General features: G+C 33.1%; 7 protein-coding genes. 1 reads left to right on the plus strand and 6 read right to left on the minus strand.

The window, feature by feature from the left end; translation table 11 throughout:
* Position 1: 1 nt before the first annotated feature.
* The 6 genes from MK851_RS13300 to MK851_RS13325 form a co-directional block, all read right to left on the minus strand.
* Positions 2-1,135: an amidohydrolase gene (locus MK851_RS13300; protein ID WP_320244340.1), complete on the minus strand. Its 1,134-nt coding sequence runs from the start codon at positions 1,133-1,135 to the stop codon at positions 2-4.
* Positions 1,123-2,556, minus strand: coding sequence for a sodium:solute symporter family protein (locus tag MK851_RS13305; RefSeq protein ID WP_320244341.1), 1,434 nt, complete (start codon positions 2,554-2,556; stop codon positions 1,123-1,125). Before MK851_RS13305 ends, MK851_RS13300 begins: the two co-directional genes overlap by 13 nt.
* A 144-nt stretch (positions 2,557-2,700) precedes the next feature.
* Positions 2,701-3,564, minus strand: coding sequence for an RNA polymerase sigma factor RpoD/SigA (locus tag MK851_RS13310; RefSeq protein WP_320244342.1), 864 nt, complete (start codon positions 3,562-3,564; stop codon positions 2,701-2,703).
* Position 3,565: 1 nt separating this feature from the next.
* A complete protein-coding gene (locus MK851_RS13315; protein WP_115900044.1) occupies positions 3,566-4,003 on the minus strand; it encodes a GNAT family N-acetyltransferase in 438 nt (145 codons plus the stop codon).
* A gap of 541 nt (positions 4,004-4,544) precedes the next feature.
* Positions 4,545-6,545 carry a protein-disulfide reductase DsbD family protein gene (locus tag MK851_RS13320; protein WP_320244343.1) on the minus strand — a complete coding sequence of 667 codons (2,001 nt, stop codon included), beginning with the start codon at positions 6,543-6,545 and terminating at the stop codon, positions 4,545-4,547.
* An 18-nt stretch (positions 6,546-6,563) separates the two neighbouring features.
* Positions 6,564-7,010 carry a protein-disulfide reductase DsbD domain-containing protein gene (locus MK851_RS13325; protein WP_303509545.1) on the minus strand — a complete coding sequence of 149 codons (447 nt, stop codon included), beginning with the start codon at positions 7,008-7,010 and terminating at the stop codon, positions 6,564-6,566.
* Between the two features lie 986 nt (positions 7,011-7,996).
* Here MK851_RS13325 and MK851_RS13330 point away from each other — a divergent pair.
* The coding region (locus MK851_RS13330) for a VCBS domain-containing protein (protein WP_320244344.1) at positions 7,997-11,661 on the plus strand (3,665 nt) is incomplete at its 3' end.

Below are 11,661 nucleotides of genomic sequence, written 5' to 3' on the forward strand. Positions count from 1 at the left end.
ATTATTGAACTTCTTTTAAAATATTATAAAATAGTTGTGCTCCTGTAACTGTTATTTCATCAGGAAAATCATAATCTGGATTATGCAGCGCTGGGGTATTCTTTCCTGCTCCCAGACCAAACATAGCTCCTTTGTATTGCTGTGTAAACAACCCGAAATCTTCTCCCCATTTAAACGGAGTATTTATTTCATTAATTGATAAATTTAGTTGTTCCGCTGCCTTTTTTATATACTCAACAGCTTCTTTGTTGTTTTTATTTGCATAAAACTCTTCAAACCAAGAAGTATTAATACTCAACCTTTCTTTCTCTTCAATCTTTTGAAGTAATTGTTTGAGGTTATTCTGTTTTTCTTTCATTAAACGTGTACTCCAACTTCGTAAAGTAAGATGTACCTCTCCATATCCTGCTGATACTCCGTAGGCTTTTTCTCCCATAATTATATGCACGGGGGTAGCCAAGAAAAAATCAGAATCTTCAGGTACATTTTTAGTTTCATGTTTTACAAAATGAAGAATTTCAGCGATTGCATTAGCTGGATTAAATCCTTTTTCTGGCTCTGCTGCATGCGCTGTTCTCCCTTCTAAACTAATTACAACACTTTTTACATTACTTGTAAATTCATTTTCTTTTACAACGATTTCTTGTTTGGTAAAACCTGGTAAATTGTGTAGCGCGAAAGCATAATCAATATTAAATTGCTGAAAATAAAAATCTTTTAAAACCGACTGTGCCCCTCTTCCATTTTCTTCTGAAGGTTGAAAAAGCAATAGTACTTTTCCTTTGTGCAACGGTTTTTCTGTAAGTAGTTTTGCAACTCCAAGTAAAATTGTTGTATGCCCATCATGTCCGCATTTATGCGAAACTCCTTTATTTACAGATTTATGTTTAAAAGTGTTTACTTCTTGAATAGGCAACGCATCAATATCAGCCCTTAGCATAACTGTTTTCCCCTCTTTTTTTCCATTGAAGATTGCTAATAATCCTGTATTAGCCACTGGTAGTATCTCACAAGAAGTATCCTCTTCTAAAAAAGTTTGTATTCTTTTCTTAGTTTCATATTCTTCTTCAGAAACTTCAGGAAAGGTATGTAATTCTTTTCTTATCTTCTCTAAAGCTTCCTTTAGGCTTTCCATTTTTTTTGGCTGTTAATTAACTGAATTGTTGAAAACACAATGGCTGATAATGTAATTCCAAAGAAATTTGCATCTAAACCAAAAGGTAATTTTACCTCTAAGATAATTAATAATAAAGTGGTAAGCCCTCCTGAAATCATAGCATAAAAAGCGGCAAGTGGTGATGGCCTTTTTAGTAATAAAGTTCCTAAAACAGGAACTAACAAACCTGATACCATAAAAGCATATGAATACAACATCAGCTCTAATACATTTTGCATTTTTGTTGCCAATACAATCGCTAAACCTCCTATTAAAAAGGTTATTAATTGTGAATTTTTTATACTGATACTTTTCTTAAAATATCCAAAAATATCTGTAGTTAAGTTTCCTGAAGCTGCCATTAAACAACTATCAGCTGTAGACATAATTGCCGAAAAATAAGCCGACATCATTAACCCCATTAATCCTACTGGTAAAATACTTCTTAATAATAACGGAAGACCTAGTTCTGCATCCAATTCTACTCCTGGTGCATATCCTATACTTGCAAACATTCCTTGTTCGTAGGCTACTCTTGAAAATAACCCTAAGGCAACCCCCATAAATGCCATTATTGGATATTCAAACAATCCTGCTATTCTCCAAGCTTTTTTTGCTGTTTTTTCATCTTTACAGGCATAAATTCGTTGATATAAAGTCATTCCAACAAACCAAATGGGTACTATGGTTATTATCCAGTTAAACATATCAATAAACGTAACATTTGTTAATGATAAAAAACTATCAGGTAATATTTCTTGAATCCCGTTCCATCCTCCTATTTCCATATAACCAATAGGAATTCCAATACCTATCAAACCTACCATAAGAATTATCCACTGAATAGTATCTGTGTAAATCACTGCTTTTATTCCTCCAATAACTGTATATACAACAGCTATTACTCCCATAATTAAAACTGCTTTTGTTATGGATATTGATGGAAATGTAGCTGATGCTAATTTTGCTCCTGCCAAAATTTGTGAACTGGTAAAACCAATGTAACCTATTAACGAAATAATTCCCGCCATTAATGCTACTTTAGCATTGTAGTGAAAGGCTAAAGATTCTGGAAACGTTAAAAAATGATGTTTTTTAGCTATAGGGTATACTTTTGGAATTAAAAAAACGGCGCTAATCCAAGCACCTAATAATCCTGTAAAAAGCATCCAACTACCAGAGAGTCCCATTAAAAAACCCAGGCCTCCTAACCCTATAGAAAACCCTCCTCCTACATCAGTCGCAACAACAGATAATCCTATATGACCTGCTGACATGTTCCTTCCTCCTACATAGTAATCGTCTTTTGATTTGTTTTTATTCATGAAATATACTCCTACTCCAAGCATAAAAACTAAATATACTATAAAAATTAATAGATCAATAATGTGTATGTCCATATCTTATTTTTCCTTCTCTACTAAAAATTGCTCTTTGTATTGAGCCTTTTTTAATTGCTCCCTTCTGCTTACAGATGGTTTTGTGTATTCTTTTTTTTAATTACTACTTAACTCATATTTTGAGTCAATTGAATAAAACTGAAGCTAACCTAAATAAGTTTGTAATACTTTAGTTCTTGATTTTTGTTTCAATCTTCTAATTCCTTTTTCTTTAATTTGACGCACTCGCTCTCTTGTTAAATCAAATGTTTCTCCTATTTCAGTAAGGCTCATAGGTCGGTAGTTTCCTAGACCATAAAATAATTTTATAATATCTGATTCTCTTGGAGAAAGCGTTTCTAAACTTCTGCTAATTTCTAATCGTAATGACTCTTGTATTAAGTCTTTGTCTGGCCTAGGAGCTTCTGAAGCTCTCATAACATCATATAAATTTGATGTTTCTCCTTCTTTTAAAGGTGCGTCCATAGAAACATGCCTTCCTGAGTTTTTCATAGACTGTTTTACATCAGAAACTGTCATATCTAAAACTTTTGCAATTTCTTCTGGTGTAGGCATGCGTTCATTGCTTTGCTCTAACTTAGAAACTGCCTTGTTAATTTTACTAATACTTCCTATTTTATTCAATGGCAAACGAACTACACGAGACTGCTCTGCCAAAGCTTGTAAAATAGACTGACGTATCCACCAAACTGCATACGATATAAACTTAAATCCACGTGTTTCATCAAAACGTTTTGCTGCTTTTACCAAACCTATATTCCCTTCATTAATTAAATCAGAAAGCCGTAACCCTTGATTTTGATATTGCTTTGCTACAGATACAACAAAACGTAAGTTAGCATTTACCAAGGTTTCCAATGCTCGTTGGTCTCCTGCTTTGATTTTTTGAGCTAATTCAACCTCTTCATCTGCAGTAATCAAATCAATCTTACCAATTTCTTGTAAGTACTTCTCAATAGATTTTGACTCTCTATTGGTAACTTGTTTTATTATTTTTAACTGTCTCATATTATCTCTTTAGTCTCATTTCTAAATACGGAGTAGTAAACCCTAGCTTTTCGTACAAAAACTTAGCTGGATTATCTTTTTCAACATGTAGAGCAATATCTCCTTTACAATTTTCAATAGCGTGTGTCATTATTTTCCTTCCAATGCCTTTTCCTCTATACTCATTGTGAGTTGCTATATACACTAAAATATTTTCTGGAATATATTCATCCATTCCTGTCTTATTTATTATAACTGCTCCCACAATATCATCTTTATCTTCTATTGTAAAAACATATCCTCCTAGTCCTGTTCGCTCCTTAGCAGCATAGTCTATTGCTTTACGAATTGCTGTTTTTTCATCTCCATATTTTTCAAGGTGTTTGTATAAAAAGTTGGTTACTCTTTCTATTTCTAAGGGGGTTATACGATTAAATGCATCGTAAGTTTTTATTGTCATAATTTTTATTTTATAAAAAAGAATAGGTATGTAATAATTATAAGCTTCTTTAGTTATTTTCTATTGAAACTTAAATAGCAGTAAGTACAAAACCTATTTTATTTGGTGTTTGTTTTTTAATGCAGAATACTTTTTCGAAAAGTGTACGATTATCTAAAATCGATATTCGTAAGGTCAAAAAAAACATTTTATAAATCTATTTTAATTGGTAAATAGCTCTACAAAGTGTTTTATATATTAGAGAGTCTTCTCATAAAAAAAGAGAAGCTATTATAAATTTAATTTAGAACCCTGGTGGGATAAATTTGTCCGATTGATTACGGAACACAAGGTAGTTGAATGTAAAAACTCGTTGATTTTTTTTCTCGTGTGTAGTATCTACCATATCATACAAAGGTACGAATTTTATAGATAGATTCAAAACACCTACTGTAAAAGAACCTTTTACAGTAGTTTATATAATTTAAATAAAAACTTACTTCAACAAAAAGGCACTTTAGATTAATCTAAAGTGCCTTTTTATTTATACGGTAATTTTTAATTATTTTTTAAAATTAACAACCCCATTCTCAAGCCAATTAAAGTATTCATCTACATCAGGCGTATAAGCTATCGGATCAATTATATTTGATTCATCATGGTTCATTAACACATAAAATGGTTGTGAGTTTGCTTTGTACTTTATTGTTTGCATTTCACTCCATTTTTGACCAATATACTTTAATTTCTTACCTGGGTTTAACTTAGATTCAACCACTTCATCTTCTTCTAATGGTCGTTTATCATCCACATATAAAGAAATTAAGATCACTTTGTTTTTTAACACGTCTAAAACTTTTGGTTTTACCCAAACATTTTGTTCCATTTTTCTACAGTTTACACAAGCATGACCTGTAAAATCTAACATTACTGGTTTTCCTACTTTTTTAGCATAGGCCAATCCTTTATCATAATCATGAAACGACATAATATCATGAGGAGGCATTAAATGTGCTCCCTCTGGTAAATTCTCATGCCCATTTTCTTGACTTCCCGAACTTACAACTGCTTGTTTTGTAAACCCAACTCCGTAAGGTGATTCACTATAATGTTGTGGCGGTGGAAAAGCACTTATTAAGTTTAATGGTGCACCCCATAATCCTGGAACCATATATATAGTAAATGATAACACTATTAACCCTAAACTTAATCTTCCTACAGATATATGACTGATTGGGCTATCGTGTGGTAATTGTATTTTTCCGAATAAATAAAATGCTAACGCTCCAAAAATAGCAATCCAAATAGCAATAAACACTTCTCTTTCTAACAAGTGTAATTGCAATACTAAATCTGCATTTGATAAAAATTTAAATGCCAATGCTAGTTCTAAAAACCCTAGTACCACTTTTACGGTGTTTAACCACCCTCCTGATTTTGGTAAAGAATTTAACCACCCTGGGAAGGCTGCAAATAACGCAAATGGTAAAGCAATAGCCGAAGAGAACCCTAACATTCCTACAATAGGAGCTACTCCTCCTTTTGAAGCTGCTTCCACTAACAAAGTTCCTACAATAGGCCCTGTACATGAAAAAGAAACAATTGCTAAAGCCAAAGCCATGAAAAAGATTCCCACTAAACCTCCTTTATCTGCTTGAGAATCTACCTTAGTTGCCCATGAACTAGGTAACGTAATTTCAAAAGCACCTAAAAAAGATACTGCGAAAATCACCAAGATTAAAAAGAAGATTATATTAAACCATACATTCGTTGATAGTGCATTTAGAGCATCTGCTCCAAAGGCTGCAGTTACTACTGACCCTAACAACACATAGATGACAACAATACACAATCCATAGATAACCGCATTTCTTATTCCTTGTGATTTACTTTTACTTTGTTTGGTGAAAAAACTTACCGTCATCGGTATCATAGGAAACACACACGGAGTTAATAGCGCTGCAAACCCTGATAAAAAAGCTATAAAGAAAATTCCTAAAAGGCCTTTCTTTTCTTCTTTTTTAGAATCTTTTGAAGTTGCTACTTCTGTTGTTATCTTTGTGTCTTTTGTTTCATCTGTAGAATTTTTAACAGCTATGGCTTTAGATAAATCAAATACTAAGTCTACTTCTTTTGGAGGTAAACACATTTCGTCTGTACAAGCAATAAACTCTACAAAAGTATTTAGTTGAGTTATGCTAGCATCAACCAATTCTATTTTTTGCTTAAAAACCGCTTTGTTAGCAAAGGATTTAATATTCATTCCTTCTTCACCAAAAAGTGTTGTAAATTTAATTTTCCCTTCTGGTTCTAAAGTGTTTCCTACAATTTTAATTTTCCCTCCTTCATCATCATACGTAAAAGTTGTTGGAATTGGGCCACCACTCGGGACTTCTTGAGCATACAAATGCCAATCTCCCTGAATCGTTGCTGTACTTACTAAATTATATGTTGTTTTTGAAACTTTCTCTACACTCGTTTTCCACTCTATTGGATTATGAATTTGGCTCATTGCCGAAAATCCAATGGTAAAACAAAGCAAAAATGCTAATATTTTTTTCATCATGTTGAGGTAAGGAGATTAATTTACATTGAAAGTCAACTCTACTTCTTTTGGTGGTAAACAGTTCATTCCTGTACATACCATATATTCTACCGTCCCTTTAACAGTAAGTTTTTCTGTAGTTTTTAAACGAATTTTTTGAGTAAAGGTTGCTTTAGTGTCAAAATATTTAATTTTCATTTCAAAAATTGGATCATCCACAACGTGTCCTTCTTCCTCTTTAGTATTTCCTTTTTTTAGATATCGAGTATCTCCTTCAAAAGTGAACAGCGTTGGAATTGGCCCGCCTTTTGGAATATTTTGCGAATATAAATGCCAATCTTTTTGAATTGTTGCTGTTGCTACTAACTCTGCCTCTTTATCTGATATTTTTTTTACTGAAGTACTCCATTTTACTGGCTCATGAACTTGAGCAAATGTAACACTACCAATAGCTAGTAATAGGATTAAAAATAATTTTCTCATTGTTTTTATTTAGTTGCATTATCTTCAATCTGTAAATGTAATGCCTTTATTAGCTAAAACACAAAAGATTAAAAAAAGTTTAACATTAACAATTAAGCACATATATTTTTAACACCATATGTAATAAACTTCCTTACTTTTTCATGATTATTTAAAACATCTTTAGCTTACGTTTCATTCTTTATCTATAAGGTTATATGTTCACATAATCTCTACAGTGATAATAGTAAAATCATCCCTCAAAAGTAAATATTAGTCCGCCTTTTACTAGACCATAGACTTCAGTAAACGAAATACTACCAACTGCCATGAATAGGGTTATAAATAATAAACGCTTAGAAAATCTTTATTATACTCATAAAACAACATGTTTCACCCTTGTATAAGAATAATTAACATTTTATCCTCATACCCTATCCTTTTTTTTATAAATAAACAAATCTCATATAAGAAAAAATTAAAAAAAACATAAAAAAATGTTAAAATATTTTTCATATATTTATACTATATTTTTAAAAATATTTTTTTTAGCAATTACCCCCTTAAATTGTCTCATTAAATAAAATTATAGATAAAATAACAGTATTATAAGTATAAACTAAACCCAAGTCTCCCAGCATGAAACACTTTTATTCTCAAAAGTTTAACGTAAGGTTTACGTTAGGTTTTAGCATTCTTCTATGTAAAACTCAAACCTCTACTTTTAAAAAAGAGGTAGTTACTAAACTCTCAAAAAAACACAAAATATATTTAATGAGTTTTTTCAATCCTTTCAAAACAGTTTATGGGATTTACTCTAAAATATATCCATACAAATTTCACGTAATTACGAACCACAATTAACTAACTATAAAAACACTCTAATATATTTTTATATAGTTTTTGTAGCCAATTTACACATAATTCACACCATCAATTATGGTTAATATGGTTTACCATACTCTTTATTTGTATCATACTCTATTTTAAATAAAAATTAGCTTTATATGAAAAATAAGCTCCCTCACTATAATATATATAAAAGCATACTATATGTAATTTTATTAACATTTACTTTAACTATTAATGGTCAAGTATTTGTAAAAGAAAACCTAAAAAAAGGCAACCTAAAAAAAGTTTTGTCTTACAAACCAATACAAGATACGAAACTAAGTTCTTCCAATAACCCTCTTAGCTCCATAACTAGTTCTTTGTTGACAGGAAAAACACCTAAAGTCAATAAAAGTAGAACAAGGCAAAGATTTTCCTCTTCTTCTTTTAACATGATGATGGCCGCTCCTACTTTAGACCTAAATAACATAACCTCTGGAAACAACTATGATTTTCAGCTACAACCAACAACTTCTAATGTATTCCCTGTAACAGTAAATCCACAAGTCACAACAGATGCAGGGGTTTTAAGTGCAACCATAAATTTTTCAGGCGTTGTTGATTTTCCTTTTGGTGAATTGCTAGCTATTAATAACGGTGGTGGTTTTGACTTATTATGGTTACAAATACCTGTTTCTGGACCATTTACTTATACCATTGGAGGCTCTACAATACAGATAACTCAACTAACAAACACAACATTTAGCATTATAGAAACCTCTGGAAACCCAATCTCTAATTTTGAATTTGAAACGTTTTTATCCACCTTGTTTTATGGAGATCTGCAGAGTCCATATACGGATGGAGTACGCACAATGGATATTACCATCTTTGACACAAATGGAGATTCTACTACAGCACAAACCATTATACGAATTTACACTACTCCTCCAACAGTTGTTGATGAAACTAATAGTATATCAGCAAACTCAACTGGGACAATCACGGGCAATGTTTTAACGAACGATTCTGGCTCTACCGCCATATCGGTAACAGAAGTAGATGTCTATCCTTCAGCTGTTAACAACACTTATACTACTTTATATGGAGACATTACAATACAAGCTAATGGTACTTATACTTATGATGTAGATGAAACAAATGCCTCTGTTACAGGTTTAAGAAACGGAGAGAGTTTAGATGATATTATTTCTTATACTGTAGCTGATGCCATTGGTATAAAAGATTATGGTATATTAACCATAACAATTAATGGTGTAGATGAAGCTCCTGACGCTATTGACAATACCGACTCTCTAACTGCTTTTATTGATGCAAGTGCCACAGGAAATGTAATTATAGACCCAGGTACAGGAGGTTCTGATACTGTAGACAGAGGTTTATCAACATTGTTTTGGGAAAGTAATTTTACAAGTGGAGAAACCGTCGATGGAAAATCTAAAACTGTAGATGGTGTAGGTCTCTCATTTACAACCTTAGACCCTGGTGGATTTGGTACATCTTTTAATCAATCGGTAGACTATACTACCAACGGAGGCCATACTGGTTATTTATTATATAATATAGATGGTACAACTAATCCCACTGACGACACTGTTTTAGTCATAGACTTTGATCAACCAGTATTCAATTTAGGATTTTTATTAACAGATATTGATTTTTCACAAGGAAGTTCATGGCAAGATCAAATGAAAATTGAAGGAACATTAAATGGAGTAAATGCCTCATACAAATATGTCACTACTGGAGGAATAATCGATGCAGGAGGAAATACTTTTTATGGGATAGGTAGTGCAATACCTAGTGACGCTACAGGAAATATTAATGTATTTTTTGAACAACCAATTAATCAGTTAAGATTAAGTTATAATTATGGACCTAATGTTACAGATTCTGACCCTCTTGGGCAAATTGCTGGTGTTTCAGATATTTACTGGCAAGGCTCTGGTTCTGTTACTACTATTAGACTTGGTACATCATTAGCTAATCTCAATGCTGCTAACCTTAACACTTCATATCCTGGAACCTACGGTACAATTGTTATGAATTCAGATGGAGACTATGAATATATTGTTGACACTTCAAACCCCGCAGTAGCAGGTTTACTCGTAGGTCAAACATTAACAGATACATTTTTTTATGAAATTTCTGATGGAGTGTCTTCTGATACAGCCAATTTAGTAATTACTATTAATGGATCAGGAACAGACCCTGATGGTGATGGAATAGCCGATAGGCTAGATTTAGATGATGATAATGATGGAATATTAGACACAGAAGAATCATTAGCTTGTGCAGGAACTCCATTAGATTTAACAGGAATTGGAACTACCTTAACCTCTGGTACTTATTATGATCAAGATACAGAAAAAATAATAGATGTAATAATTACTACAACTGGTACAGTAGACCAAGGTAATGCTAATGGAGATATCTTAATTACTCAAGGAGGAACAGCAACTTTTACTTTTTCATCCCCAGTAACAGTTTCCTTAAAACATGAAGTTGGTATAACTGGAAATTTTGATTCAGGAGATACTTGGGAATTAACTTCAACTGGAGAATTTACAGTAGCTGATCCAGATAGTGATTTAACTATTAACTCTAACTCTGGTGGCGTTTTGAACTTTGATGCTTTAGGTGCTATTTCAGCATCTGAAGCTTGGGAAGTTAAAACAACCACAACATCTTTAAAACTTGATCTAAAATCTGGAAACACAAAATCTCCTATTAACTTAGCTTTAATTTGTGGTGGTTTTTTAGATTCTGATAATGATGGAATACCAAATCATTTAGACTTAGATAGTGATAATGATGGATGTTTTGATGCAATAGAAGCAAGTGAAAATGCTACTTCGGGTCAATTAGACGGGAATGGAAGAATAGATATAGCGGGGCAAGGAGGCATAGATAGTAATGGGGTTCCTAACCTTGTTAATGCTTCTGGAGCAGCAGATATAGGAAGTGATCAAGGACAAGAAACCACAGGTAATGAAATAATTGCTACCCAAATACAAATAGACACACAACCAAGTAGTAGTACTATATGTTCAGGAAGTAATGTTACTTTTACAGCTACAGCAAGCTCTTTAAGTACAACTAGTTACACAGGAAGTGCGCCATCCACCACACCTGATTATAGTGGTAGTACAAGTACTACAACAGGATTAGTATATCAATGGCAAGAACAAATTTCAGGTGTTGGAGCTTGGAATAATATTTCTAATGGAGGAATATATAGTAACACAACTACTCCTGCATTAACCTTAACCAACCCGCCAGTAACAGCTTCTACTAATAAATATAGATTAGTAGTAACCAGTACACTTAATACCTGTCAGACTTTAACTTCGGATGAAGTATCTCTTACAATTATACCTACTTCGGTTGGGGGAAGCATCGCAGGAAGTACCAATGTGTGTACGGGAACCAACTCAACCACACTGACATTAAGTGGAGAGACAGGAAATATCATCCGCTGGGAGAGTTCTACCGATAACTTTACCACCGATACCGATATCGCCAATACCACTACTACTTTAACGGCTACCAACCTAACAACTACCACACAATATCGTGCGGTCGTACAAAGTGGGGCCTGTGCGGAAGCTACTTCGGCTACGGCAACCATTACCGTAGATCCTACTTCGGTAGGCGGAAGCATTGCGGGAAGCACCAATGTGTGTACGGGAACCAACTCAACCACACTGACATTAAGTGGAGAGACAGGAAATATCATCCGCTGGGAGAGTTCTACCGATAACTTTACCACCGATACCGATATCGCCAATACCACTACTACTTTAACGGCTACCAACCT

Origin of the sequence: Tenacibaculum sp. 1B UA, assembly GCF_033978845.1 — a bacterium.
Taxonomy (GTDB): Bacteria; Bacteroidota; Bacteroidia; order Flavobacteriales; family Flavobacteriaceae; genus Polaribacter.

Coding starts and splice junctions, on each gene's coding strand:
- MK851_RS13300 (WP_320244340.1), bottom strand. CDS start 1,135: ATGGAAAGCCTAAAGGAAGCTTTAGAGAAGATAAGAAAAGAATTACAT.
- MK851_RS13305 (WP_320244341.1), bottom strand. CDS start 2,556: ATGGACATACACATTATTGATCTATTAATTTTTATAGTATATTTAGTT.
- MK851_RS13310 (WP_320244342.1), bottom strand. CDS start 3,564: ATGAGACAGTTAAAAATAATAAAACAAGTTACCAATAGAGAGTCAAAA.
- MK851_RS13315 (WP_115900044.1), bottom strand. CDS start 4,003: ATGACAATAAAAACTTACGATGCATTTAATCGTATAACCCCCTTAGAA.
- MK851_RS13320 (WP_320244343.1), bottom strand. CDS start 6,545: ATGAAAAAAATATTAGCATTTTTGCTTTGTTTTACCATTGGATTTTCG.
- MK851_RS13325 (WP_303509545.1), bottom strand. CDS start 7,010: ATGAGAAAATTATTTTTAATCCTATTACTAGCTATTGGTAGTGTTACA.